Origin of the sequence: Pseudoalteromonas sp. DL2-H2.2, from assembly GCF_021532535.1 — a bacterium.
Lineage (GTDB): Bacteria > Pseudomonadota > Gammaproteobacteria > Enterobacterales > Alteromonadaceae > Pseudoalteromonas > Pseudoalteromonas rubra_A.
In genome coordinates, this window is sequence record NZ_JAKGBD010000002.1 from 654,263 (window position 1) to 679,918 (window position 25,656).

Annotated in this window: 21 protein-coding genes and 2 rRNA genes; 10 read left to right on the forward strand and 13 right to left on the reverse strand. The window is 50.1% G+C overall.

Annotated elements, in window-relative coordinates; all coding sequences use genetic code 11:
• Window positions 1–38: 38 nt before the first annotated feature.
• Window positions 39–2,063 carry an SUMF1/EgtB/PvdO family nonheme iron enzyme gene (locus L1285_RS05610; protein WP_235411295.1) on the reverse strand — a complete coding sequence of 675 codons (2,025 nt, stop codon included), beginning with the start codon at window positions 2,061–2,063 and terminating at the stop codon, window positions 39–41.
• A gap of 211 nt (window positions 2,064–2,274) precedes the next feature.
• Here L1285_RS05610 and L1285_RS05615 point away from each other — a divergent pair, with 211 nt between their 5' ends.
• Window positions 2,275–3,177, forward strand: a complete 903-nt coding sequence (locus L1285_RS05615; RefSeq protein WP_235411296.1) for a 1-aminocyclopropane-1-carboxylate deaminase/D-cysteine desulfhydrase — start codon at window positions 2,275–2,277, stop codon at window positions 3,175–3,177.
• A 23-nt stretch (window positions 3,178–3,200) separates the two neighbouring features.
• Here L1285_RS05615 and L1285_RS05620 read toward each other — a convergent pair whose 3' ends face one another.
• Window positions 3,201–4,796, reverse strand: coding sequence for an EAL domain-containing protein (locus tag L1285_RS05620; protein ID WP_235411297.1), 1,596 nt, complete (start codon window positions 4,794–4,796; stop codon window positions 3,201–3,203).
• 337 nt (window positions 4,797–5,133) lie between these two features.
• Between L1285_RS05620 and L1285_RS05625 the strand changes: the two genes are divergently transcribed.
• On the forward strand, window positions 5,134–5,304 hold the full coding sequence (locus L1285_RS05625) for a hypothetical protein (RefSeq protein ID WP_235411298.1): 171 nt from the start codon (window positions 5,134–5,136) through the stop codon (window positions 5,302–5,304).
• 65 nt (window positions 5,305–5,369) lie between these two features.
• Here the strand turns inward: L1285_RS05625 and ssb are convergent, their stop codons facing one another.
• The 3 genes from ssb to L1285_RS05640 all read right to left on the reverse strand — a co-directional run bounded on the left by ssb (window position 5,370) and on the right by L1285_RS05640 (window position 8,313).
• Window positions 5,370–6,068, reverse strand: a complete 699-nt coding sequence (gene ssb / locus L1285_RS05630; protein WP_235411299.1) for a single-stranded DNA-binding protein — start codon at window positions 6,066–6,068, stop codon at window positions 5,370–5,372.
• Window positions 6,069–6,095: 27 nt separating this feature from the next.
• Window positions 6,096–7,463: an MFS transporter gene (locus tag L1285_RS05635; RefSeq protein WP_235411300.1), complete on the reverse strand. Its 1,368-nt coding sequence runs from the start codon at window positions 7,461–7,463 to the stop codon at window positions 6,096–6,098.
• Between the two features lie 97 nt (window positions 7,464–7,560).
• A complete protein-coding gene (locus tag L1285_RS05640) occupies window positions 7,561–8,313 on the reverse strand; it encodes a substrate-binding periplasmic protein (protein ID WP_235411301.1) in 753 nt (250 codons plus the stop codon).
• A 124-nt stretch (window positions 8,314–8,437) separates the two neighbouring features.
• On the opposite strand from L1285_RS05640, the gene uvrA reads away from it, so the two are divergent.
• On the forward strand, window positions 8,438–11,257 hold the full coding sequence (gene uvrA, locus L1285_RS05645; protein WP_235411302.1) for an excinuclease ABC subunit UvrA: 2,820 nt from the start codon (window positions 8,438–8,440) through the stop codon (window positions 11,255–11,257).
• A 66-nt stretch (window positions 11,258–11,323) separates the two neighbouring features.
• Window positions 11,324–12,394, forward strand: coding sequence for a hypothetical protein (locus tag L1285_RS05650; protein ID WP_235411303.1), 1,071 nt, complete (start codon window positions 11,324–11,326; stop codon window positions 12,392–12,394).
• Between the two features lie 10 nt (window positions 12,395–12,404).
• Here the strand turns inward: L1285_RS05650 and L1285_RS05655 are convergent, their stop codons facing one another.
• Window positions 12,405–12,794, reverse strand: coding sequence for an acyl-CoA thioesterase (locus L1285_RS05655; protein WP_046005297.1), 390 nt, complete (start codon window positions 12,792–12,794; stop codon window positions 12,405–12,407).
• A gap of 29 nt (window positions 12,795–12,823) precedes the next feature.
• Between L1285_RS05655 and L1285_RS05660 the strand changes: the two genes are divergently transcribed.
• On the forward strand, window positions 12,824–13,540 hold the full coding sequence (locus L1285_RS05660; RefSeq protein WP_125778575.1) for a 2OG-Fe(II) oxygenase: 717 nt from the start codon (window positions 12,824–12,826) through the stop codon (window positions 13,538–13,540).
• Here the strand turns inward: L1285_RS05660 and L1285_RS05665 are convergent.
• Window positions 13,537–13,911, reverse strand: coding sequence for a YacL family protein (locus L1285_RS05665; RefSeq protein ID WP_046005295.1), 375 nt, complete (start codon window positions 13,909–13,911; stop codon window positions 13,537–13,539). The genes L1285_RS05660 and L1285_RS05665 overlap by 4 nt on opposite strands.
• A gap of 134 nt (window positions 13,912–14,045) precedes the next feature.
• Between L1285_RS05665 and L1285_RS05670 the strand changes: the two genes are divergently transcribed.
• Window positions 14,046–14,951, forward strand: a complete 906-nt coding sequence (locus tag L1285_RS05670) for an AEC family transporter (protein WP_235411304.1) — start codon at window positions 14,046–14,048, stop codon at window positions 14,949–14,951.
• On the opposite strand, the gene L1285_RS05675 is transcribed toward L1285_RS05670, so the two are convergent.
• Window positions 14,943–15,167: a hypothetical protein gene (locus L1285_RS05675; RefSeq protein WP_235411305.1), complete on the reverse strand. Its 225-nt coding sequence runs from the start codon at window positions 15,165–15,167 to the stop codon at window positions 14,943–14,945. The two genes, L1285_RS05670 and L1285_RS05675, sit on opposite strands and share 9 nt — an antisense overlap.
• A 238-nt stretch (window positions 15,168–15,405) precedes the next feature.
• Here L1285_RS05675 and L1285_RS05680 point away from each other — a divergent pair, with 238 nt between their 5' ends.
• Window positions 15,406–16,719 carry a short-chain fatty acid transporter gene (locus L1285_RS05680; RefSeq protein ID WP_235411306.1) on the forward strand — a complete coding sequence of 438 codons (1,314 nt, stop codon included), beginning with the start codon at window positions 15,406–15,408 and terminating at the stop codon, window positions 16,717–16,719.
• 40 nt (window positions 16,720–16,759) lie between these two features.
• Here the strand turns inward: L1285_RS05680 and L1285_RS05685 are convergent, their stop codons facing one another.
• The gene (locus L1285_RS05685; protein WP_235411307.1) at window positions 16,760–17,773 is read right to left on the reverse strand and encodes a site-2 protease family protein; all 1,014 of its coding nucleotides are present in this window, start codon (window positions 17,771–17,773) and stop codon (window positions 16,760–16,762) included.
• A 173-nt stretch (window positions 17,774–17,946) separates the two neighbouring features.
• On the opposite strand from L1285_RS05685, the gene L1285_RS05690 reads away from it, so the two are divergent.
• The 3 genes from L1285_RS05690 (at window position 17,947) to L1285_RS05700 (ending at window position 22,613) form a co-directional block, all read left to right on the forward strand.
• On the forward strand, window positions 17,947–19,155 hold the full coding sequence (locus L1285_RS05690) for an EAL domain-containing response regulator (RefSeq protein WP_235411308.1): 1,209 nt from the start codon (window positions 17,947–17,949) through the stop codon (window positions 19,153–19,155).
• Window positions 19,156–19,244: 89 nt separating this feature from the next.
• Window positions 19,245–21,698 carry an alpha/beta hydrolase family protein gene (locus L1285_RS05695; RefSeq protein ID WP_235411309.1) on the forward strand — a complete coding sequence of 818 codons (2,454 nt, stop codon included), beginning with the start codon at window positions 19,245–19,247 and terminating at the stop codon, window positions 21,696–21,698.
• A gap of 210 nt (window positions 21,699–21,908) precedes the next feature.
• Window positions 21,909–22,613 carry a response regulator transcription factor gene (locus L1285_RS05700; protein WP_235411310.1) on the forward strand — a complete coding sequence of 235 codons (705 nt, stop codon included), beginning with the start codon at window positions 21,909–21,911 and terminating at the stop codon, window positions 22,611–22,613.
• Between the two features lie 8 nt (window positions 22,614–22,621).
• Here L1285_RS05700 and L1285_RS05705 read toward each other — a convergent pair whose 3' ends face one another.
• The 4 genes from L1285_RS05705 to L1285_RS05720 form a co-directional block, all read right to left on the reverse strand.
• Window positions 22,622–24,139, reverse strand: a complete 1,518-nt coding sequence (locus L1285_RS05705) for a YifB family Mg chelatase-like AAA ATPase (RefSeq protein WP_235411311.1) — start codon at window positions 24,137–24,139, stop codon at window positions 22,622–22,624.
• 14 nt (window positions 24,140–24,153) lie between these two features.
• Complete coding sequence (locus L1285_RS05710) at window positions 24,154–24,768, reverse strand: trimeric intracellular cation channel family protein (RefSeq protein ID WP_235411312.1); 615 nt, start codon at window positions 24,766–24,768, stop codon at window positions 24,154–24,156.
• Between the two features lie 424 nt (window positions 24,769–25,192).
• A 5S ribosomal RNA gene (gene rrf, locus L1285_RS05715) occupies window positions 25,193–25,307 on the reverse strand.
• A 115-nt stretch (window positions 25,308–25,422) separates the two neighbouring features.
• Window positions 25,423–25,656: ribosomal RNA gene (locus L1285_RS05720) — 23S ribosomal RNA — on the reverse strand; the annotation flags it as partial.

A 25,656-nucleotide genomic window follows, 5' to 3' on the forward strand; every position in this document is an offset into this window, starting at 1 on the left:
CATGAATAACGCCGCCTCATTGGCGTGCTTAAACAGCCTTAACGTTCTCTTACTAATCTAAATCCGATGTAATTGGCCCGAAAATCCGGCGCCAGGGCCAAACGTGTAGAAACACGCGCAAGGCTTGGCGCAAAGTTCCAGGCGCCGCCACGCACAGTCACATCATCCTGTGAGGCGCGTTTTTGTGTCCATTCCCAGACATTACCCACGGTATCATAGAGGCCATAGGCATTAGCCGAAAACTGCCCCACCGGCGCAGGGCTTTTGTTTGACCATTCACTGCCACACCAGCCACAGTTGGCCTGGTTACGGCCGATTTCGTTACCCCAGGGATATTCCGAGGTGGTATCACCACGGGCGGCATATTCCCACTCAACTTCATTGGGCAGACGATATTGCATTCCCTGATCGCCAGACAGCCAGTTCGCATAGGCTTTGGCATCTTCATAAGAGACACACACCACAGGAAAGTCATCAGCCTGCTCATAACCTGGTGAACGCCAGTTATAATCTATCTCCCAGACCGGCTCGCCATTTTTATAATGGGCACAGCCCTTGCCTTTCTCGGCTTCAGTAACATATTGAGAGCTATCGATAAAACGACGGAACTCTGCCACCGTTACTTCTTTGCTTTGCATCACATAAGAGTGGCTGAGTACTTTCTCTACCACAGGTCGCTCGTTGGCCAGGCCATTGCCCGTCAGATCGCCCATCTTAAAGCTGCCAGCGGGAATGATCACCGTTTCATTGATCACTCTATCAGGAGTGACCACTTTAACAGGCTGCGCTACGTTAGCTTGCTGAGTTGACTGAGTTTGCTCACTTTTTGGTGTCGGTGCAGCAATCGACTCAGGCTTTTTTACCAGCCGGGCATTTAAAGTCCGGGCTCGTCGCAAATTAAGATTGGCCTTATACGGCTCATATCCCAGTTTACGCACTTCGATGTCGTGCATACCCGTTGGCAGGTTTACCACCAACTTGGTCGAGCCATAACTGACACCGTTAATAAATACTTCGTCATCATACACGTTAGAGCGCAGAGTCAGTTCGACTTCGCGATTTTTTGGCGGCTGAGGTGCCACCTCAGTCGTGATATCCGGGGCCGCTGGCATTCTTGCCACACTGACCACAGGGGCACTTTTTGACAGTTCATTTGAAAATGTCAGCTGCTCATCACTGAATGTGGTCGGGTAGCTGGCCTGATAACCCACGGCCAGCGGTGAGCCGTATTCACTACAGTAACGATTATCCAGGTTAAGTAAGCTACACAGACGACTGTTATTGACATCGCCGCGCATTGTCACGCTCAGATTGACACTATAGTTGCCCTGCCCGCTAAATGCGCTACCTACGACATGACTGCTAACCACCTGCACCTGAGCTCCGGCAAGATGGCGCTTTGGCTCTACCACACGCTGCTCTGTCAGGTTAGCAAAAATTTGGTCGATAAAATGTTTGGTGGCCTTTTGCAAACCCAATTGCTGACCACGCTGCTCGCACGCTGCCAGGGTTTCGGTGCGCTTACAGTTAATGGTGTGATCCACTTCCAGCGTGCCTTCACGGCTAAACTCGTTGCGTAAACGCTCGATCCGAGCGGTGCTAAGTTGATCATTTAAACTGGCGATGGTGTTGACTAAGGTATGCTTGGTAACGCGGATTTGCTCAATGTCTTTACGGTGTGATGCAATCGCCGCCAACTGCATTACAATGTCTTCTTTGTTCTGTTTATGCTCCGCAACTGCCTGCTGATATCTGCTTTGTGCCGCCGAGATATCCAAAGAGGGATCGTCAATCAAGCGCCGATAGATATCGTTCATCGCATCAAGCGCCTGGTTCTTTTCTTTATCCAGCTCCGCAGATCGCTGCCGCAGCAGATCTAACTGCGCCTGTAAACGCGTTTCTTCACTCAGATGTTTATCGAGTACCTGAGTATAGTTATCTAATTCAGCTTGCTTTTCAGTGCGCTCAGTTTCAATGGCAGTCACAGTTGCAGTATCTTGCGCCGACACACTTAAAGATAAAAGGGTCGCAGAGACAAAAAGAGATAAAGGAGCAATTTGCATAAATTCCATTCCCAACAGCGGCAGTTGTTTGGTCTTTGTTATTTTTTATAATTTAGCGCTTAATGCTATGTACTTAAGAAGCAAAACACAAGCCTAGCACAATTAATATCTGAGTTTACAACTATTAGCCACTTCCTTACCAGTGTTCTACCAAGATTTTCATGAAATAATAGCGGGTATTAGACACTAAACAACACAGACTGAACCTAAGATGGACAAGCTTGATTTTCCTGAGTCTCCGTTACACCCAATCCATGCGCCGGAACTCGACGCTGCCGGTGTTTCACTGCGCATTAAACGCGACGATCTGCTCCATCCTACAATCCAGGGGAACAAGTGGCGCAAGCTTAAATACAACCTCGCAGCAATGGCACAAGAAAATAAATCGGCTTTACTGACATTTGCAGGGCCCTTTTCCAATCACCTCTATGCCACTGCCATGGCCTGTAAACAGTTTGGTATTCAGGGAAGCGCCATTATCCGCGGTCCGCAGCTGGATTTAAACAATCCGACAATCCGCTTCGCTAAAGCCTGCGGCATGACATTGCACCCAGTCTCTCGCCTGGAATATCGACAGCGCAATGAAACGGATTACCTGCGACAGTTACAAACGCGCTTTCCTGACGCTTTTATTATTCCCGAGGGCGGCAGCAACCAACACGCCCTTGGCGGATGCAAAGAATTGGCGCAGAGCCTGCCATCGAGTGATTATGTCTGCTGCGCTGTGGGCAGCGGCGGTACGCTGGCCGGTATGATTGACGGCCTGGACGACGAGTGTCAGTTACTTGGGGTTGCGGTATTGAAAGGTGCGCAGTATCTGCACGATGAAGTACTGAGATTAAACCCGCGCGCAGTAACGCGCTCTAACTGGCAGCTCTTACACGACTACCATGATGGCGGATACGGCAAATTCTCCGCGCCGCTGTGGCAATTTTGCCAACGCATGCGCCAGGAGCATGCCTTGCCCTTAGAGCCCATTTACACCGGTAAGCTGATGTTTGCCCTCTGGCAATTAATTACCCAAGGGTATTTTCCACGCGGAAGCCAGATTATTGCGATCCACAGTGGCGGATTACAAGGCTTAGATGGACTGCGCTACCGGCAGCTCATCTAAAATCGCAAAATATGTTAGAAACCCTACAGGCTCTGCTCCAGCTGAAGCAAAGGTGCACTGAAATAGTATCCCTGCGCGCCATCCACGCCCAGCTTGGTGATACATTCAAACTCTTCTTTGGTTTCGACACCTACGGCGTAAACCGGTACACCCAATTCTTTAGCCTGCGCAACAACCTGACGCACAACGCTGCGTCGCTTGGCTGAATGATGCACTTCGTGGATAAGCTCAAACGCCAGCTTAAGTGCCGCTACCTGGCCAAATCCGTGCAGCGTTTCAAGTTTTACTGACGCGTTCACATGATCCAACACAAACCGGCAACCTAATTCAGACAAAGTCGTGAGGACCTGCCTTGCATACTCTTCATGCTGATAAAAGTCCTGCAATGTCAGTTCAAACGCTATATCGCTTGCCCGGCCCGACGCTCTTACCTGCTCACGTAGCCAGTCGATGAACTCCACATTACTCCAATTGAGCACATGTAAGTTAACACTCACTGAAAAACCAGCGGGCTCTTTGGTCAGGGCATTGAGCGCATGACGCACCATGGTTTTATCCAGCAGCATCAGGTGTTCAGCCTGATGAATTTTATGAATAAATTGCCCGGCAGACATCAACCCCAAAGACCGATGACGAACCCGTAATAACGCCTCACTTTGGATCACATCCTGTTGCGCAAAGCCAAAAAGCGGCTGAAAGAACAACATAAACCGACCGGCTTTAATATCATCAATGATCTCGCTTTCAGCCCGGCGCAAGCTGGTGCTCAAGGTATGATTCAGCGGCATAATGTGGACATGCTGCCAAACATTACTCTGCGCTATGCTCAGTGCCGAACGCACCACCTGATATACCATGGCCTGATCGGCCCCCTTGGCATAAAAGCACACCCCACACTTAACCGTACTGCGTGACAGATCCGGGCGAAAAGACAACAAGGCCTGATAAACCACTTCATGGATCCGCCGTGCCAGCGCATCAACATCCACTTTATCAACCGGTGACAGTGTCATCACCAGCGCACCAGACGACAGGTACTTACATGAACAGCGTTCATATTTCGCAAAACATCGCGCCAGTGTTACGCTAAAATGGCTTTGCGGATCCAGCTCATCGGGCAGTGCCTGGCGCCACTTCAGCATCGCAAACACGGACACTTTGCGACTGGCTTCTGCCGCTAACGCTTTGGCCTGTGTATCAGGTGCTAAATCAGAGGTAATAGCCTGGTTTTGGGTCACAGTGCCATGTGTATGAGCCTGGTTTCTCATCCATCTAAACAGTAAATACCCAGCCACCAACATCAGCAAATTTATAAACACCACAACCGGTAGACAGTCTTGCAAAATGGGGACTGGTGAGAGCAACAACTCGGAGCCAGAAAACTGAAAAGGAACACTGTCTGTCATCCACAGCCAGACACTGGCTGTCTGGGCCTGATCAACAAACCCATAATGGTGTATCAGGGTGGTAAACTCACCTGAGCGTGCAACGCTAACCGACGCGCCAAGCTGCGTAAAATGGCTTTGCAACTCACCCGCTTGCTGCACTATTTGCGCCTGCGTAAATTGCCACAATGCGCCGTTGACCAACAGCCAGACAACCAAGCTTACCGCGCGCATACCCCACCCGGAAAAAACTTCATTACCTGACCTTACAAATCGACGCATGCCACTACACAAGCCTTGGAATCTTTCTCCAAGTTTTGTTCAAGTCCGGCTAAAACTCAAGTTGCGGACACAGATTCCTCAGCGGGCTAATAAACACAGACCGACCAGCGTTATGATGCACAGGCAATGAAGCTAATTTGAAGCCTGTAAAACAACTTGAACCAGCTGCCAGCGCTAACGAAGTAATTGTACATCACTGAAGACAACCTGAAATAAAGCGTGAGATTTGGGATATCTTTCTACTACTACAAACTTTTATTGATATTAAGTCGCCCAGGGAAGTGATGGCTTGGCTGTTGGTGAGTTGGCAGTTGATGGCGGTAAAAAAGCCAATCCACTTGCACTGGCTGATGAGCTTGCCAAGAAAGCTCGGCAATTTTTGACAGCCTTATTAAAGCTGAGCGGATCTTACCTGCATTTGTCAATTAGCGTGACAGATGGCTTCTCCTTTTTCCCATAAACTAAAAAAGCCGCTCAACAGCGGCTTTTTAGAGTACTTTGCAACACTAATACAGTTGTGTTTGCTTAGAACGGAATATCGTCATCAAAGTCGATAGGCGGTTCCATTGGGTTGCTGGCGCTGCCGCTTGCATTGCCACCGGTGTTACCACCTGCATTGCCTTGCTGAGGCGCGAAGCCACCTTGTGCAGGCGCATTATGCTGTGGTTGCTGACCACCCATAGACTGACCACCACCAAAGCCGCCGCCTTGCTGTTGGTTCTGCTGAGGCTGTTGTGCTTGCTGAGGCGCAAAACCGCCCTGTTGTTGTTGTCCATACTGAGACTGGCCACCCTGGTTGCCATAGTTAGACTGGTTAGACTGGCCATAGTTTTGACCACCCTGCTGTCCACCCTGGTACTGGCCGCCACCTTGTTCACCACGACCGCCCAGCATTTGCATCTGGCCACCCATGTCTACAACGATCTCTGTGGTATAACGCTCCTGTCCACCCTGATCTGTCCACTTACGTGTCTGCAAGCGACCTTCGATATAGACTTGTGATCCTTTACGCAGGTACTCGCCCGCTACTTCTGCCAGCTTCCCGAATAGCACTACACGGTGCCATTCAGTGCGCTCCTGCAACTGACCCGTGTTTTTATCTTTCCAACTGTCGGTCGTTGCAATACTGATGTTCGCTACGCCGTTTCCGTTAGGCATATAACGTACTTCAGGATCTTGGCCTAAATTACCAACCAAAATAACTTTGTTTACACCGCGTGCCATGGCACCCTCTCCTCACACTATTGCAAGCTAGCGCAAGCCCAGGGCTTGCTTTGCTTGGTTTAAATCAAATTCTTTATCGTTCACTTTCAAGTAGGTACGATTTTCTTCACTGACAACGGTCGCTTCGATCACCCCGGGTAATGCGACCAGTTGATCGGCCAATTCATCGGCTTTTTCTGGCTCATCAACCTCAGTCACAAAACTGAGAGTTTTACTTCGCACCGGGATTTGCATACGCCACGCAATAAATAGCCATATTACCCCAATTGCCGCAGCCGCAGCAAACACAGTTTGAGGATTAAAATGCTGGGCCAGGTAGCCGCCCATAACACCACCGGCAAATGCGCCAAAAAACTGCGAGGAGGAAAACACCCCCATCGCCGAACCCTTTTGGGTCGCGGGTGCGATACGCGATACCAAAGCGGGCATCGTGGCTTCCAAAAAATTAAACGCTATAAAATAGACTGTCATCGCCACCGCGATGCCGACCAGCGAATTTGCCGCCGGGATCAAAGCCAGGGTGCTCAGCACCAACAGGGCAATTGACGCCAGAAATACCTGCTTCTCTTTTTGTTTGCGAATGGCCACTATCATCAGTGGCGCCATCAGCACAAACGCGAGCAATAAGACGGGAATATACAACTGCCAGTGGTCCTGTGCTGCCAGACCATCTGCAATCAGCTGTCCCGGTAGCGCGACAAATAACGTCGTCAACGTTAAGTGTAGCAGCAACACGCCAAGATCCAGTCTTACCAGCTGTGGATGGCGCACCAGCTTACGAATGTCGGCCATGCTGGCAACCGTATCCCCTTTTGGTGCGCGGTTTACGGCACTCGGCACGATAAACATCACAATTCCGATCCCGAGTATCGCCAGTGCCGCCGTTAACCAGAAGATACCTGCAATGCCAAACGCCGCGGCAACCATTGGGCCCAGCAGCATGGCGAGCGCAAAACTCAGACCAATACACATGCCAATGACCGCCATCACTTTGGGTCTTTGCTCATCCCGACTCAGGTCGGAAGCCAGTGCCAGCAAAGCACTGGCAATGGCGCCCATGCCCTGCAGGGCGCGCCCAGCGGTGACCCAGTAAATCGACTCAGCCAGCGCCGCTATCACAGAGCCAACAGCAAACATAATTAAACCGGCAACAATAATGGGTTTGCGACCAAATTTATCAGACAACCAGCCCATGGGAATTTGCAGCAGTGCCTGTGTCAGCCCGTAAGCACCGATCGACAAACCAATCCACAATGGCGACACATCAGTGAGTGACTGGCCGTAAATTGCCAGCACCGGCATCAGCATAAACAGCCCGAGCATCCGAAAGGCAAAGACACTTGCCAGTGAAATGGCTGCACGTTTTTCTAAAGAGTTAAGTGATTGTTTCGACATGACACTTATTTGGCTAAGACAAAAACAGGCGCTAGTCTAGCAAAAAAGTAACCCGGTGTTGACGACCAGATCGGATTTTAGTGAGAAAAACCGGGGTTTAATCTAATCCATACTTGGCAAGGATCTGCTTTAGCCGCCCTGAATGTTGCAGCCGCTCAAACGCCGCCGCCAGGAGGCGCCTATCTTTTGCCGACACCGACTGTTTGCTGAGGGCGTAATAGACAGGCTCCCGATTGACCACCAGCGGGCTTACCGTGATCTGGGCAAAGTCGGGATTATGCTGCGACTGATACAGCACATTAAACTTTTCCTCTAAAAAACCGGCGATCCGTCCGTGTTTCAGTAGACTCAGTTTGCGCTGATTATCCGCCACATAAATAAAGCGTTGCGACTCGGCTTTGCTCTGTTCGCGTAACAGCATTTCATTAAATACATGACCATAGAATGCCCCTTTTTGAACGGCAACGGGCACCGGGAGTTTAAACAGGTCTGCCAGAGTTTGCATCGAATAAGGGCGCAGCTGATTCATCGCAAATACAATGGTTTCCATTCTTTGCGGACCAATAAAATAGGCAAACTGCTCCCGCTCGGGCGTGCGAGTGACGCTGAGCACCATATCAATCTCACCGTCAGCCAGCATTTTCAGAGCGCGTGCCCAGGGCACATTAATAAACTGGTAATCGCAACCGGCTTCATCGAGCAGGGCTCTGGCGAAGTCTACATCCAGACCATGCCATTTCAGGGTACTGTCTAAACGGGATTGCGCCGCGTAGTTTTCAAACCGCACAACCAACTCACACCCTGCTACCAGAGGCGTGAACAGCGCACATATCAGAGCAAACCAGTGCAAATGTGATCCCCGGTTTCAAGGTTTCTCGTAAGTTTAGCCAAGATAGCTTAATTTTACAGACAGGATAGGGTACTCTTGGAGTCTGAGAAAAACACTGTAAGTTTGTACAGCAAATAAGGCCACCATGGATAAAATAGAAGTTAGAGGTGCACGCACGCACAACCTCAAAGACATCTCTCTGACAATACCGCGCGACAAGCTCATTGTGATCACCGGTCTGTCGGGGTCGGGGAAATCATCGCTGGCATTCGATACCTTATATGCCGAAGGACAGCGCCGCTATGTCGAATCGCTCTCGGCGTATGCCAGACAATTCCTGTCGCTAATGGAAAAGCCTGACGTTGATCACATTGAAGGGCTCTCGCCAGCGATTTCCATTGAGCAGAAGTCGACTTCTCACAATCCGCGCTCAACGGTCGGGACCATTACCGAGATTTATGATTATCTGCGCTTATTGTTTGCCCGTGTTGGTGAGCCGCGCTGTCCGACGCACGATTTACCCCTCAAGGCACAAACCATCAGTCAGATGGTGGATACGGTACTGGCCCATCCCGAAGGCAGCAAGCTGATGCTGCTGGCCCCGGTGGTGAAAAACCGCAAAGGGGAGCACGTTAAGCTTCTGGAACAGCTCGCCAGCCAGGGCTTTATTCGTGCCCGTATTGATGGTGAGGTATGCGATTTATCCGATCCGCCCACGCTGGAATTACACAAAAAGCACACGATTGAAGTGGTCGTTGACCGGTTTAAAGTAAAAGAAGGTTTGGAACAAAGACTGGCCGAGTCTTTTGAAACCGCGCTGGAACTGGCCGATGGCATCGCTGTGGTGGCCGCCATGGACGACAGTTTAGACGAAGAACTGGTGTTCTCTGCCAACTTTGCCTGCCCGACCTGTGGCTATGCCATGACTGAACTGGAACCCCGGCTGTTCTCTTTCAACAACCCCGCCGGTGCCTGTCAGAGTTGTGACGGCCTGGGCGTACGGCAATTCTTTGACCCCAGCCGGGTTGTGCAAAATCCGGAGCTAAGCCTGTCCGGTGGCGCTATTAAGGGCTGGGACAAACGGAGTTTTTATTATTATCAGATGCTCAGCTCGGTGGCCGAGCATTATGACTTTGATTTAGAAGTACCGTTTAAGGACCTGCCAGGCGATGCACAAAAGGTCGTCCTGGAAGGCTCGGGGCGCACCAAAATTGCCTTCAATTATCGCAATGATCGCGGCGATCTGATCACCCGAAATCATGAGTTCGAAGGCGTACTGAACAACATGAACCGCCGCTATCGTGAAACCGAGTCGGCCTCAGTCCGCGAAGAACTGGCTAAGTATCAAACCAGCCAGGCGTGTCCAAAATGTGCTGGTTCCCGGCTCAGAGAAGAAGCCCGCCATGTATTCATTGGCGCGACTAACCTGCCGGCTGTCACTACTATGAGTATCGGCGAAGCCTGTGACTTTTTCGGTGCGCTTACGCTCAGTGGCCAAAAGGCCAAGATCGCAGAAAAAGTATTGAAAGAGATCCGCGATCGTCTGTCTTTTTTGATCAATGTTGGCCTTAATTACCTGTCACTGGAACGCAGTGCCGATACCCTTTCCGGTGGTGAAGCGCAAAGGATCCGGCTGGCCAGCCAGATTGGTGCCGGCCTGGTTGGGGTGATGTATGTACTGGACGAGCCTTCTATTGGTCTGCATCAAAGAGACAATGATCGCCTGCTCAGCACCTTAACGCATCTGCGCGATCTCGGTAATACTGTGATTGTGGTTGAACATGATGAAGATGCCATCCGCGCCGCGGACCACATTATTGATATTGGCCCGGGTGCCGGCGTGCATGGTGGTTATGTGGTCGCTGAAGGCAGCCGCGACGACATTATGGCCAACCCAGAGTCACTGACCGGTCAGTATCTCAGTGGCAAACAAGCCATTGCTATCCCAGCACAACGCCACCAGCCGGGTGAGCACTGGCTGGCTTTGCATGGCGCAAGCGGGAACAACCTTAAAGATGTCAACCTGAAGATCCCATTTGGCCTGATGACCTGTGTGACCGGCGTCTCTGGCTCTGGTAAGTCAACCTTGATCAACGACACCCTGTTCAAGCTGGCACACCGAGAGCTGAACGGGGCAACCGTTGCTGAGCCATCACCTTATCAATCCATTGAAGGCCTGGAGCACTTCGACAAAGTGATCGACATAGATCAAAGCCCGATCGGTCGCACGCCGCGCTCTAACCCGGCCACTTATACCGGGATCTTTACAGCGATCCGGGAATTATTTGCTGGTACTCAGGAAGCACGCTCGCGGGGTTACAAAGTTGGCCGCTTTAGCTTCAATGTCAAAGGCGGTCGCTGTGAAGCCTGTCAGGGCGACGGGGTGATCAAGGTCGAAATGCACTTCCTGCCTGATGTCTATGTGCCCTGCGATGTGTGTACCGGTAAGCGCTATAACCGGGAAACCTTAGAAGTCCTGTACAAAGGCAAAAACATCCACGAAGTATTGGAAATGACTGTAGAAGATGCCCGCGAGTTCTTTGATAAGATCCCGGCCATTAAGCGCAAGCTCCAAACCCTGATGGACGTGGGCCTGTCGTACATTCGACTGGGCCAGGCAGCCACCACCTTGTCAGGGGGTGAAGCGCAACGGGTTAAACTTGCCCGCGAGCTGTCCAAGCGAGACACAGGGAAAACTCTGTATATTCTGGATGAGCCCACCACAGGACTGCACTTCCATGATATTCAACAGCTTCTGGTGGTACTGCACCGCCTGCGTGACCATGGCAATACGGTGGTGGTGATAGAGCACAACCTGGATGTCATCAAAACCGCTGACTGGATAGTCGATCTGGGTCCGGAAGGCGGCGCTGGCGGAGGCCAGATCCTGATCGCAGGCACACCGGAAGAGGTTGCTGAGTGTGCAGCGTCTCACACTGGCCGATACCTCAAGCCTATGCTATAACGGAGCAAGCAAAAAGGGGGAGCCACTCCCCCACTCTCTAAAAAGTCAGGGAACGGAATAATAATAATGAAACTGACAATACCCGGAGCAATGCAAAGCGCGTTAGCTCCCCTCGTTGCGGTGCAAAAAAAATGGCTGGCATTTTGGCAGGTACTCAATGTCGCACAGCGCTGTTATTGCTCTGCGACCATACTGTGTCTGCTTGGCATTTTTAATGAGATGCCAGAAGACAGCCCCCTTTATCTCGGCGCATCATTACTGGCACTGATAGCCATGACCCGGGAATTCTGGCCCAGATTTATTCATCTTTGGGAAAGCTTGCCCGGCAAGGCCGTGATCTTATTGTTTTATGCATTCATTGCCAACTATGCGCTGGCTCAGGCGGCTGGCATGGTCAATGACATCACCGGGGTTAATGCCGATCATCTGCCCTATTCCCATAACTTTAGCATGTTGCTGTCCGTGCCGACCTGGTTTGTCACTACCAGCATTTTGTTACTGATAGTGCTGCAGCTCATCCAGCCAGCCTATTTGTTTGTACTGATGCTGTTGAGACCCTTTGGCTTACACAAATGGTGGCACAGCCCGGATTACCAGTATCCTGTCACCACGGGCTTGGTGCGCTTTTTCTTTGGCTTGTTTTTGCTCTATCAAATGGCGGTGTTTATATCCTCAACCGGTATGTCACGGGGCGTGAATAGCTTTTTGCAGCATATCTTCGAAGGCTTCACCGGTCAGTCAATTAAGGTCAATGTTACGGTGCCAGAGGAATCTCAGAATGTCATCGCGCGCGCGAATGTTGACGCCATTGCAGGTTCAGGGCTTGATGATGTGACACAAGCAAAACTGGCAGAAAAACAAGCTGAGCTTGATGAAATCAAGGTGCAGCTATCCACATTTGAAAAAAATGCCGACAACTACGAGCGCCACCTGCAAAACGTACTCACTTATTTCATCTACGAGTATGAATCGGACAGTCGCTCGCGTTGTGAAATAACGCCGGGTACCCGGATCATCGAGTTAAACGACTACGAACTGTTAGAGATCACTAAGATTGATGACGAGCCGACCCGCTACGAATTTGTTGTTAAACCCTGTATTTCGGCGGCTATTGGACATCAGTTTCGTACCAAGTAAAGCGCCAACGTTATAACGCATACTGTGCGAGTGCCGCTTTTTCCTCGTCACTCAGTGGCTGTGCGGCTTTTCCCGCAAAGTCATAACGCACCATCACAGTACGGCCCTCAGCGCAGCATTCACCGTGCTGCCAGGCCTGCTGTAAGATCACAAAGGAGCTGTTGCCGATTTTTTCAATGGCTGTTTTAACCTCAACCGCTTGTCCGTAAAACAGCTCGCCTTTAAAGGTCACCTCCACTTTGGCCACAATCAGCTTCCATTGATGTGGATTAAGATCCGGTGTAAAAATTTTGAAAATAGGCGTGCGCGCCGCTTCAAACCATACCGGGAGTGCGGTATTGTTGATGTGTCCGAGGACATCCGTTTCACTGAAACGCGGCATAAGAGTTTCTGACAACATAATAATTCTAACCAATTTTGGATATCAACATGACTGATTTTATTCGCATTTATGAAAATGCACTGAGTCCTGAGTTTTGCCAGCAGTTTATTCAGACCTTTGATAACAGCCCTCACCTGGCTCAGGGGACTACCTCAGGTGGTATCGACCTCAGTAAGAAAGTCAGTCAGGATTTGTATTTAAATCAATACCCGGATTATGCGCAGCAATTAACACACATTCAACAAACTACGTCAAAATACCTGTTCGATTATATTGAAGAGCACTTTTTTATGATGATTGGGGCCTTCGGACTGAGTGTCTATCACCCCAAAACCGGTCAGCCAGTTAACTTAACCGTTGATAACTTTGAAGAAGTGGGCAAGCCTCAGTTACCGATTTTAACTCAGCAATTGTTCCGCTTAGGCTCTATTCAGGCGCAGCGCTATCCAACCAATGAAGGCGGATACCCGTACTGGCACAGTGAAGTTTACCCGCAATTGCAGCACAACGAAGCGCTGCACCGGGTACTGTTGTTTATGTTTTATCTCAACGATGTCGAGGAAGGCGGGGAAACCGAGTTTCATTATCAGGATAAACGTATCAAGCCAAAACAAGGCTCTATGGTTATTGCACCGGCCTACTTTACACACACGCACCGGGGCAACATGCCTCGCTCTAATGACAAGTATATCCTCACATCCTGGGTGTTATTTAATCGGGCAGAGCAATTGTATGGTGCCCCGCCTCAGCAAGCCACCAGCTAACGACGACGGCGAATAAAGTCCTGCCAGTCGAGCAACAGGGCTTCGAAGTCTTCGAAGCCGCAACCTGCGCTCAGGCCATGCTCTTCCAGAGCAAGCGCATCATCGCTGTAAGCCGACAACGCATCTGTTTGCTCATGGTATAAGTCATGGGCTTCAAACAGGGCTTCCTGGTGTGACACAATCAGGCGCACCTCGCGTCCTTCCAGACAAAACTCATCCCGGGTCGCTTTGATCTCCTTTAGCCGTGCCAGTAATCCCGGCAATGCCGCATGCTCAAGTTCATCATTCAACCAACGCCCCACCAGCTCATGTTCAGCTGACATTTTGACGCGAAACCCACTGATAGGATCGCGAATAAACTGATACTCCATAGTCACTTCAAGTTCATTTAATACAACCCTGTAAGTATACCTGAACCACACGCCACTGCATTGTTAAGTAGAGATAAACCCGTATAATAGTTTATTGCATTACCAGATCCCCCGTCGCAACCAACGAGTAAGCCGTGACTTTCATTGATATTCTGTTTCCACTGATTTTCGTCGTCACCTGTGGTTTTGTGGCTGCGCGGATCCGTTTTATCTCTGGCGCACAGCTAGACGGGATCCGGGTCTACATTTTTAATCTCGCCGTTCCCGTACTGCTTTTTTTAAGTATGTTTCGTGCCGATCTGTCGCAGGTTGCATCAGCCTCTTTGCTGCTGGCCTTTTATCTACCGGTAGTGGTGCTGTACCTACTGGTACTCGTCTTGCTACGGGTTCGCTTTAATCTCAGCATGAGCGATGCGGCACTTAGCGCACTGAATAGCACTTACTCAAATACCGTAGTGGTGGGTCTGCCAGTTATTCTGGCCGCGCTCGGCGAGCAAGCTGCGGCCATGGTGTTTATGATCATTCCGCTGCACAGTGCCGTGTTGTTTTCACTTACCTTTGTACTGGCTCGAAAAGCAAATGGTGGCCTTGAATGGCTCAAACCGCTGTTTCTAAACCCGGTTGTACTCAGCATCAGCCTCGGGCTCGTTGCCAATCTGATGTCTTTGAGCCTGCCGGCACTATTGTTATCAGGCATGGAGTGGTTTGCCCAGCCCGCGATTGCGGGTGCATTGTTTGTATTGGGTGCCAGTCTGGTTCAGTACGGATTTCGGCCGGTGTGGTACCCGGCACTAATGCTCAGCGTCGTCAAACTACTGCTCCTGCCTTTGTGTGTTTACCTGACAGCAACCCTGCTGGCGCTTGAGCCGCTGCAACGCCAGGTCGTCACCCTGATGAGTGCAGCGCCATTGGGGGTTAATGCCTATCTCGTCGCACGCCAGCTAGGCGTGCAACAGGCTATCAGCGCGGGCAGCGTAGTATTATCCACACTGCTGAGTGTCGTCTCGCTAAGCCTGTGGCTGGCTATTCTATCAATCTGAGGAGCGGTACTTGGCCGCATCAATGATAGACCACAAGTGCACGAGCGCAGCCAAAACCCCTGGCACTATCAACCACCAAAGTGCATATCCGCCAACACAGATGACTGCGAAGATAAGTGCAGCAAGTAAACGTCCCTGCACTAACTGGCCTAAGCCTGGAAAAAAGACATTACATATTGCGGCAATTACATTGCCTCCAGAACCCTGTCCTGCCATAAAGACCTCTCTTAGTTAATTTGCTGCTGCGCATATAGCTAGTGACGCGCAGTCAATTCAATCGTATGATTTATCTGTAACATATTTTGTGCCAAAATTATAAGTTCATAAAAATCAATACAATATAAAAATAACGCGACTTTCCCTGCGACTAACATAGCTTAATTGACTAACTTTTAGTGAATTAAGTCACTAAGCCAGGAAGCGGATTGTCGCACGCATTCAATGGGAACTTGTCATGCTAAACCATATCACTCAGCCACTCAGCCGACTGGTCGAGCGCTATTTACCCGACCCTTATGTGTTTGTCTGTCTGCTGACCCTGCTGGTGCTCACCCTTACCAGCGTGTTTACACCAACCTCACCACTCGAGGCTATCACCATCTGGGGACAAGGGTTCTGGAACCTGCTGCAATTTGCCATGCAGATGCTCTTAATCTTAGTCTGTGGCTATATGTTAGCCAGTACACGCCCCTGTATTGTGGCGTTGAATAAACTGGCAACCCTGGCGCGCACACCCGCTCAGGCGATCATGCTGGTCACTCTGGTTGCGATGCTGGCCAGCTGGCTGAACTGGGGATTTGGCCTGGTGGTAGGTGCTTTATTTGCCAAAGCACTCGCTCGCCAGATTGCGGTGGATTATCGCCTGCTGGTTGCCAGCGCCTATTCGGGCTTTATTGTCTGGCATGGCGGACTGGCCGGGTCTGTGCCCCTGACCATTGCCACCCCGGGACATTTTGCTGAAGCTCAGATAGGTGTTCTGAACACCAGCCAGACCCTGTTTGCCCCTTTTAACCTGCTTATTTTGGGGGCGCTCCTGGTGATCATGCCCCTGCTTAACCGCTTTATGCTGCCTCCCGCCCAGTCGCAGGTGGTGGTTGACCCGACCAAACTGGCGCACTCAGAGCCGCACAATCGTCCTGCAACGCTGACTCCGGCAGAGCAACTTGAGCACAGTACGTTGCTTGGCACCGCCGTGGGCCTGCTCGGATGCGGCTATCTGCTTTATTATTTTGTGGCAGCCAACGGCACACTCAATCTCAATAGCGTCATCGCGCTGTTTCTGTTTTTGGCTATCCTGTTACACCGCACGCCTGCCAATGTCTTGCATAGTCTCCAGGAGGCGATTAAAGGAGGGGCTGGTATTGCTATCCAGTTTCCCTTTTATGCCGGGATCATGGCCGTGATGGTCAAAACCGGACTGGCGCAGCAGATCTCCAGTGGCTTTGTCGAGATAAGTAGCAGCACCACACTGCCATTGTGGAGCTTTCTCAGCGCTGGTCTGGTTAATATTTTTGTTCCCTCTGGCGGTGGGCAATGGGCTGTGCAAGCACCGATTGTGATCCCGGCGGCCCAGGAGCTGGGCGCCGACATTGCGCGTGTTGCGATGGCTGTGGCCTGGGGAGACGCCTGGACCAATCTTATTCAACCCTTCTGGGCACTGCCGGTGCTGGCGATTGCTGGTTTAAAAGCAAAAGATATCATGGGGTTTTGCCTGCTGCAGTTGCTCGTCAGCGGCGTTGTGATTGCACTGTTGCTAACTCTGGCTTAGACCTGCAAACAGGCCGGTCAGTGCACTGACCGGCCGAAGGCTAGTTTGATAGCACCTTGATGGGTAAGCTCAGCAACACGCTGTCGGCGTCTGCGAAATGCCACATGACGACAATTAAACCCGCGCAAACACCAACATAAAGTGCCGTTGAGACAATCTGTCCATAGCGGTCCAGCGGGATCAGGTGCGCCTGATGACGGCCACGCCACTCCAGTAAAATGTCTATCGTGCCTATTACCAGGAAAAACACCAGTAACATCAGACCAAAGGTATAACTGATCAGCACACCCAGCAGGATCCCCGCCAGACAGATCAGTAAACCAACCCAGGAGCGCATGGAAAAGCTGATGCTCTTAAGTACGTGTCCCCCATCCAGGGGTAAAATCGGCAGCATATTAAACAGGTTAAGCAAGGCGCTTAGCACTGCCACGCCTGCAAATATTTCCAGCCCGGTAGCATAATACAAGGCCACCGCTGCCACAGAGGCCAGCAAGCCAAAAGCCGGTCCCATCAGGGAAATAATGACATTCTGCCAGCGCGTTGTGAGTTTGTCTTCACTCACTGCTAAGCCACCAACAAATGGAATAAGATAAATCCCTTTGGTTTTTAATCCGAAGTAACGCATTGCCCGGATATGGCCATATTCATGGATCACCAGACATGCCAGCAACATGACGGCAAACTGCCAGGAAAACAACCAGGCATACCCGGCCAGTGACGCGCCAGCCAGTGCCGCTTTCACCACATTAGCACTTTTCAGCAACTTGAAGCCCAAAGCGGCAAGCCCAAACCAGCTGCCCTTGTTATCATTGTGCGCAGCCGGCACTTCGAGCCATTGCCAGGGCTCTTCGTTTACGGCGACGGCTAATAACCCTTCCGGAAGCCGACTGGGGTCCAGCCGGAGCTGCTGTCCGGCGACCGTCACTGCAACCTGTTGTGCCTCTATGGGTTCATGTGCCAGCATCTGCTGGTCCTGATAAACCTGAAGGATCTCCTGGCGGTTCACTAACACAGACACCTGATGGCCTGCTAAAGGAAATTCAATGCGGGTCATACTGACTCGTTGTTAACTATACAGTGTGCCCATTATACGCACTTTTTATCAGCAAGTACCTAGCCTGCAATTCGTGTCTGAGGTGATTATTTTACCCTGTCACCTCACTGTTATGTGCGTTATACATCCCATGTACTAGAATTGAAAATAGGTTCCGTACTAAGGATAGCGTTATGCAGCATCAGGCTAAACACATTCTCGTGGTTGACGACTCTCAAGCCATTCTGGTAGTGATGAAAGCCATACTGGCAGAGCTGGAAGTTGACTACGTTACCACCGTTGCCAGTGCGCCCCAGGCGCTGGAGCTGGTCAGGCAAACTCCTTTGCAATATGATGCGGTTTTTACTGACCTCAATATGCCAGACATGGATGGCATGGAGCTGATCCGCAAGCTGGGAGAGCTGCGTTACCCCGGCGGGATCATTATTATTTCTGAGATGGAAGCCCGGGTCATGGACCTGGCCGCGAACCTGGCAAGGCAACACAACACCCACTTGATCGGCAACATCGCCAAGCCAGTGCAACTGAATGATGTCGACCGCCTGCTGAAAAAACTCGACAGCTTTATTGGTAACGAGGACACAGAAGAGCCTTGTGTCACGGAAGATCAATTGCTGTATGCCATCAGTAACAGTGAGATCACCCCCTTTTATCAGCCCAAAGTACATCGCGGCAGTAAAAAGATCAAAAGTGTTGAGGTGCTTGCCCGCATTGTTTCGCACCAGCATGGCGAAACCCTGTTACCACATCGCTTTATCGGGGTGGCCCAGGATCTTGACTTGATCAACCTGGTGACCTTCCAGCTGTTTGAGAAAGCCACCAAAGAGTTTCAAAAACTCAGGGCTGAGCTCAACTACCCGTTTAAGCTTGCGTTTAACCTGTCGCCTGTGCAACTCAATGACAGCGGCTGCCCCGACAAACTGGCACTGATCCTCGAACTCAATCGCCTGGAGCCCAAAGAAGTGATCATAGAGATCACCGAAAACCAGCCGATTGTCAGCAGCTTACAACTGGAAACCATCAACAGGCTAAGATTACGGGGGTTCGATTTATCGCTGGATGACTTTGGTACCGGGTTTACCAACCTACAGCAACTGAAAAACCTGCCCTTTACTGAGATCAAACTGGATCGCTCACTGATCACTTATATAGAGTCTGATCGCTTTTCTCAGGTGCTGGTCGATAGCCTGATTGATATCGCGCAAAACCAACAAATGGATATTGTCGCCGAAGGCATTGAGCGCATCGAAGAATTGCAATATTTGGAGAAATACAAGTACAGCTTACTAATGCAAGGTTACCTGATCAGCCGGCCCAAAGCCCTGCCCGAGTTTATTCGCTGGATCCATTCATGGCAGAGAATGATCAACTCAAACCCATAAGGGGCTCTGAGGTTAGTCTCACGCTTGGGTGAGAAGCACAAAGTCTATGTTATAGTATACGTCTAATTTACCCACAATAGGCGCAAACTATGAAGTTAAGATCGGCTGCTTTGTTGCTGTTGTCTGCCCTGAGCACCTCACTCAGTGCCGCTCCAATAAACAAGCAAGATATTCAGTTTATTGGCCCACTGGGCCAGGCCAGCACAATTAAGCCCTATAATACCGCACATCAACAAACCATCATTGCTAATCTGATCCCAAGTTTATCCGGTACAGAAAAAACCGTGTCTATGCTGGGTGTTGATGCCAAATGGCAGCCTCTGTCGCAGCTAAACGCCCTGACTATGGGCGGACTACAGGCGATGAAAATGGAGTTCTCAGTCAGCCGCTTCGTTCAGGGCGAACTGGTGCTGGATGGCATAGAAAAGGCACATATTTTCGTCAATGGTGAACGCCATTCTGACAAAATGACCTCAACACTGAATTTACCCACGGGCGATCACCAGATCATCATTGTTGCTGAACAAGTTGCCGACTGGAAAAAAGTCGCGGTGGCGTTTAATGGTAAGACCGACCACGACCGCCTGCTATTTACTGGTAAATCTACCCGCGCTTTATCTGCCAAGCAGTTATTTGATGCACCGGTGATCAGTGCGGTTTCTTACTCTCCTGATGCGCAGCACTATGTCGTCACGCAGAAACATTACCAGCCAAACCGAGGTAATCAGGCGCTAACCAGTACCACGCTTTACAATGAAGATGACAAGGTGATTTTCACCCTTGATGGTGTTAACGCAGCTTCACTGGCCTGGCGCGAGGATGGGGAGCAGCTGGTATACAGTCAGCACGGCCAGCTCGAAACACTGGATCTTGCTAACCTCAGGTCTCGGGTTATCGCCGAAGATTTGGCAGGAGCAAGTGACTTTGCCTACTTTAACGATACCAGCCTGATATTTAGCTGGTCTAAATCTCCTGCAGAAAACACCTCTTTGGTAAAACACTACCAGGGCCTTGAGGATCGCTGGTCATACGCACGGACCAACACACAAGTCTATCTGCTGGATATCAAAACCGGGCTGATCCAGGCGCTTACCGAAGGAAAGCAAAGCCATACGCTCGAAGACCATGATGCCAAAAACAACCGTATACTTACCAGCCGCACGGTGCAAGATTATGCCGCGCCGCCTCACATGCTCACAGAGCTGGTTGAGTTTAACCTGACACAAGGCTCGCACACCGTCATTGGCCAGTATCGCACCTTCAAGGAAGCAAAATATGGCGCTAAGGGCGTATATGTAGTGGCAGGGCCAGAGTTTAAAAATGGCCTTGGCAGAGCCGTTGATAAAGACAAGTTATCAAACAACTATGACGGTCAGTTATATTGGTTAGATAGCCAAGGCGCAAACGCTAAAGCGCTGAGCAAGCAGTTTAACCCTGCTATTGGCAGTATCGATGTGCTCAGTAACGGAGATGTGATAGCCAAAGTGAAAGAGGAAGATCGTCAGCCGCTGTATCTCTATGATGTGAGCAAAGATCGTTACACGCGTTTGGACGCGGATCTGGATGTGGTTGAGCACTTCAGCATTGCCGATAATCGTAAACCTAACCTGTTAGTGGCAGGCACCCAAGCCTCTGCACCACAGCAACTCAAGCAGGTCAATATCAGTAAAAACCGCGCTCGCACTGTGTGGGATTCAACGCCGCTTGCATATGCCAACAGTGAGATTGCGAAGCTCGAGGAGTTTAACTTTACCAACAGTCAAGGCACTGAAATTAAGGGTCGTGTATATCTGCCTCACAATCTGGATAAATCTAAACAGTATCCGGCATTGATCTACTACTACGGCGGTACGTCTCCGGTTTCAAGAGCCTTTACGGGACGTTATCCGTTTAACCTGTGGGCGGCAAATGGCTATGTTGTTTATGTATTGCAACCCACAGGTGCAACCGGGTTTGGACAGGATTTCTCAGCTCAGCATGTCAATGCCTGGGGCGAGCAAACGGCCGAAGACATTATCTCCGGGACTAAAGCGTTTCTGACCGAATACCCGTTTGTCGATAAAGAACGTCTTGGTAACCTGGGAGCATCCTACGGCGGGTTTATGACCATGCTACTGACAACTAAAACAGACTTGTTCAGTGCCTCTATTTCTCACGCCGGTATCTCTAATATTACCTCGTACTGGGGACAGGGTTGGTGGGGCTACCTATATTCAGGTGAAGCTTCAAAGCACAGCTTCCCCTGGAATAACCCCAAGCTATACTCTCAACACAGCCCGGTATTCCATGCTGATAAGGTCACCACCCCACTGCTACTGTTACATGGCGATGCCGATGTCAATGTCCCGGTTGGGGAAAGTCATACCATGTATACGGCGCTGAAACTGCTGGGTAAGGACGTTGAGCTGATTGAAATCAAAGGCGCAGATCATCAAATATTTGCCCGTGATCGACGCTTTCAGTGGTGGGATACTATGCTCGCCTACTTTGATAAGCACTTAAAAGATCAACCACAGTGGTGGCAACACCTGTATGGTCGGTAAGGTTACAGGCAGCACTTAGGTGCTGCCTTTTTTATAAAAAGCCATTCAACTGTATGATATTTCAAAATAGTCACATTTTTATTCAACCACCAGTCTCATACTAAAGTTTTATTTGAATTATTTTTTATTTGAAAATAATCAACTTACCCTTCTCAGCCCAGTTTTCTCAGTGCTAATATATAAGTGATTTATTGATAAAGTTACGGTGCTATGAACATTAACGTGCTTCTGGTGGAAGATGACGACTTACTGGCAAAAAGGATCGCAAACCATTTTGCTGATACTGAATTTCAGCTCACGCTGGATAACACCGGTGCACAAGCATTGCAGCTCGTTCGTAACAAGATGAATGAGGGTACTCCTTTCGATATGGCCATCGTAGATGTTGTGTTACCCGCAACGGATGGTCTCAATCTAGTCAAAGAACTCAACACACTCACCGATATTGGTGTGATCATGCTCTCCAGCCGAGATACCCAAGCAGATCGGATTGCCGGTCTGGCGCAAGGTGCCGACGATTATGTCTGTAAACCCGTTGATCTACTTGAACTGGAATTACGCATGCGAGCCCTCTACAAGCGTATAGCCGGTACTAAAGGCGAAGATGAATCCGAAGAGTTTATCGAATATGCAGATTTTAAACTACACCCGGATAACCGCACACTCATCAATCCACATGGCGACGAAGCCAGGCTTACAGAAGCCGAGCACAAAGTGCTAATCTGCCTCATAGCAAACGCAGGTAAAGCGACCTCCCGGGCCAAAATTTCGGAAGAAATCGGCCAACCGGACTGGAGCCCCAGCGACAGGACTGTTGATGTGCTGATAGGCAGACTGCGTAAAAAGCTTGGGGACGAAAAAGAGCAAAAACGCATCGTCACTGTCCGTGGCAAAGGCTACATGCTATCAACCTGACCGAGTGCTTAGCTGTAAGTCAGCTGACCCAATAACCGCTCGAACGCCCGATAACTCAACGCTTCTTTCAGATCTGGTACTGTTATATCCGAACGGTGAGCCAGATCAGCGATTGTTCTGGCGACCTTGATAATTCGGTGATAGGAACGCGGAGAAAGGTTGAGTTTCTCAGTTGCTCTGGCGAGCAGTTGCGCGACTTGTGGGGTAAGCACACAATAAGTTTCTATTTCTCGGGTGGTTAATCTGGCATTCGCTTTACCTTGACGGTTTAGGGCAACTGCAAAGGCTGCCTCAACGCGGTTGCGGATCTCCTCACTGGTTACTTGCTGTCTGGATGATTGTAATTCCTGTGTACTTAACTTGGGCAACTCGATCTGTAAATCAATCCTGTCGACAAAAGGACCAGATATTTTACTTAAATATCTCAGTACCTGATCGGGCGAGGCCCGTTTATCAGTATGACAGCCTGTAGGACTCGGGTTCAGTGCCGCAATAAGCTGAAAGCAAGCAGGAAAATCAACTTGCTGCGCGGCGCGAGAAATAGTCACCAGACCCGTCTCCATCGGCTCTCTCAGTGAGTCTAAAACCTTACGCTCGTATTCGGGTAATTCATCTAAGAACAACACACCATTGTGTGCAAGGGAGATCTCACCAGGTCTGGGATTGGATGATCCCCCCACCAATGCAACAGCTGAACAGGTGTGATGGGGCGCCCTGAATGGCCTGCTACGCCAGGTATCGAGACCCAGCTGCTTTCCAGTCAACGAGTACACAGCAGCGGTCTGCAGCGCCTGCTCGATGCTCATCTTTGGCATAATCCCTGGCATTCGCTGCGCCAGCATCGACTTGCCTGTACCGGGAGGACCAAGAAACAAAATATTATGACCACCGGCCGCTGCAATTTCGAGTGCTCGCTTAGCCATTGGCTGACCTTTTACGTCACTCATATCCAACAAAGGGTGAGTAGACAAATCTGAAGGCTGCGCGTTAACACAGTCCATCAAAGGTAATGATGCCTGCCCACTTAAGTCTAACCACAAGGCATGCAACGTATTTGCCGCGATGCATTGCTGATACTCAACCAGCTGAGCCATGCCTGCGTTTTGTTCGGGAATATAACATCTATGCAGCTCATTTTTAGCGGCCATGACCACCGGAATAATCGCGGTAACGCCCCTAATCTCGCCATTGAGCGCAAGCTCTCCATAAAATTCACACCCCTGTGTTGCCTGCTCATTAAGCTGGCCCGACGCCACCAAAATACCAACGGCAATTGCCAGGTCATAACGCCCACCCTGCTTTGGCAGATCCGCCGGGGCAAGGTTCACCGTAATGCGTTGCTCAGGAAATACAAAACGGGAATTGTGCAGCGCGGAGCGCACTCGCTCTTTAGATTCTTTCACTGATGTTTCCGGCAAGCCCACGATGTTGAAGCTTGGTAGCCCATTGCTCAGGTGCACTTCTACCGTTACGACGGGAGATTCAATGCCAACCTGGGCACGTGTGAGTATTCTTGCTAATGACATTCCTTGTCCTTTGATTAGTCTTTGTAATTAAAAACATGCAGTACAATATGCCAGCGCATAGCCGCCAGACGGGCGAGCAGAGTCGTGGCCATTGCCAGCAACATGACGACTTCCGTCGATAAATTAAAGTCGATTAACTGAGTATAAACGATCCCACCCAAAATACAGGTGATGGCGTACAGTTCTCCCTTGAGCAAGAGCGGGATTTCTCTCGCCAGTACGTCTCTGATCACGCCACCAAAACAGCCCGTCAAAACGCCCATAATCACAGCGGTTGTGTCTGGCATACCAATATTCAAAGCTTTTTGAACCCCCATTACGGCAAAAAACGCCAGCCCGAATGCATCCGCTATTTGCAGGTATTGAGTTGGGATCTGCTTTTGCCTGTTAAGTGCCCAGATACTCACCGCAACGGCAGAGAAAATAGCGATAAAGTAGCTTGAATCATGCAGCCAGAAAACGGGCACATCGAGGATCACATCTCGTATAGTCCCTCCTCCAATACCCGTGACCGTTGCGAGCACCACGACACCAAAGCCGTCCATATGCTTACTATAGGCAATCAAAGTACCCGATATGGCAAATACCATGACACCCAATAAATCAAACCAGTGATAAAGTTCAGACATTGTTTTAACGTTATTTCATTAGATGTTTGGATACTAGCTCAGTTTTGGCTAATAAAATAGTAGTGCAAAGTACAATGACAGCGCGCAACGCGAGTACATTTACTTTGCGCAAGGGCGATGAGAAACCGAAGCAACGCTTCGCAGTTCGAAGAGGTGAGCGCAAGGACGCGCGATGGGACCCAGCTTCATCGGCCGGGGCCGACCTTTGGCTATTTCGTTTCACTACTGAGTTCGGCATGGGCGGGGCTGGCCTTCCACGGGGCTGGCCTTCCAGTCAGGTGGTTCCAAAACGCCACACTATTATTAGATTTTTTTACACATAGCAAAAAACCCGCTGCATTGCTGCAACGGGTTTGACGTACATGGAAGTACTAATGTCGATGATATTCATGGATGAATGTCCTTCATCGACCTACTTATAAGGCCCTGGCGATGTCCTACTTTCACATGGGAAACCCCACACTATCATCGGCGCTATTTCGTTTCACTACTGAGTTCGGCATGGGGTCAGGTGGTTCCAAAATGCTATTTTCACCAGGAAAATCTGTATGCAAGACGTTTATCAACATCTCACTAAAATCTGGAAAAGCGTATTAAATTCTTTCGTCTACTTTATTTCTTAACTTCTAACAAACAAAACCACTTTGGCGTTGTATGGTTAAGCCTCACGGGTAATTAGTACGAGTTAGCTTAATGGCTCACACCACTTCCACATCTCGCCTATCAACGTTGTAGTCTTCAACGGCCCTTTAGTGGACTCTAAGTCCAAGTGAGAACTCATCTCGAGGCTCGCTTCCCGCTTAGATGCTTTCAGCGGTTATCGATTCCGAACGTAGCTACCGGGCAATGCCATTGGCATGACAACCCGAACACCAGCGGTTCGTCCAC

Coding starts and splice junctions, on each gene's coding strand:
- L1285_RS05710 (WP_235411312.1), bottom strand. CDS start 24,768: ATGTCTGAACTTTATCACTGGTTTGATTTATTGGGTGTCATGGTATTT.
- L1285_RS05620 (WP_235411297.1), bottom strand. CDS start 4,796: ATGCGCGCGGTAAGCTTGGTTGTCTGGCTGTTGGTCAACGGCGCATTG.
- L1285_RS05660 (WP_125778575.1), top strand. CDS start 12,824: ATGACTGATTTTATTCGCATTTATGAAAATGCACTGAGTCCTGAGTTT.
- L1285_RS05680 (WP_235411306.1), top strand. CDS start 15,406: ATGCTAAACCATATCACTCAGCCACTCAGCCGACTGGTCGAGCGCTAT.
- L1285_RS05610 (WP_235411295.1), bottom strand. CDS start 2,063: ATGCAAATTGCTCCTTTATCTCTTTTTGTCTCTGCGACCCTTTTATCT.
- L1285_RS05635 (WP_235411300.1), bottom strand. CDS start 7,463: ATGTCGAAACAATCACTTAACTCTTTAGAAAAACGTGCAGCCATTTCA.
- L1285_RS05685 (WP_235411307.1), bottom strand. CDS start 17,773: ATGACCCGCATTGAATTTCCTTTAGCAGGCCATCAGGTGTCTGTGTTA.
- L1285_RS05695 (WP_235411309.1), top strand. CDS start 19,245: ATGAAGTTAAGATCGGCTGCTTTGTTGCTGTTGTCTGCCCTGAGCACC.
- L1285_RS05700 (WP_235411310.1), top strand. CDS start 21,909: ATGAACATTAACGTGCTTCTGGTGGAAGATGACGACTTACTGGCAAAA.
- uvrA (WP_235411302.1), top strand. CDS start 8,438: ATGGATAAAATAGAAGTTAGAGGTGCACGCACGCACAACCTCAAAGAC.
- L1285_RS05690 (WP_235411308.1), top strand. CDS start 17,947: ATGCAGCATCAGGCTAAACACATTCTCGTGGTTGACGACTCTCAAGCC.
- L1285_RS05650 (WP_235411303.1), top strand. CDS start 11,324: ATGAAACTGACAATACCCGGAGCAATGCAAAGCGCGTTAGCTCCCCTC.
- L1285_RS05615 (WP_235411296.1), top strand. CDS start 2,275: ATGGACAAGCTTGATTTTCCTGAGTCTCCGTTACACCCAATCCATGCG.
- L1285_RS05655 (WP_046005297.1), bottom strand. CDS start 12,794: ATGTTGTCAGAAACTCTTATGCCGCGTTTCAGTGAAACGGATGTCCTC.
- ssb (WP_235411299.1), bottom strand. CDS start 6,068: ATGGCACGCGGTGTAAACAAAGTTATTTTGGTTGGTAATTTAGGCCAA.
- L1285_RS05705 (WP_235411311.1), bottom strand. CDS start 24,139: ATGTCATTAGCAAGAATACTCACACGTGCCCAGGTTGGCATTGAATCT.
- L1285_RS05665 (WP_046005295.1), bottom strand. CDS start 13,911: ATGGAGTATCAGTTTATTCGCGATCCTATCAGTGGGTTTCGCGTCAAA.
- L1285_RS05675 (WP_235411305.1), bottom strand. CDS start 15,167: ATGGCAGGACAGGGTTCTGGAGGCAATGTAATTGCCGCAATATGTAAT.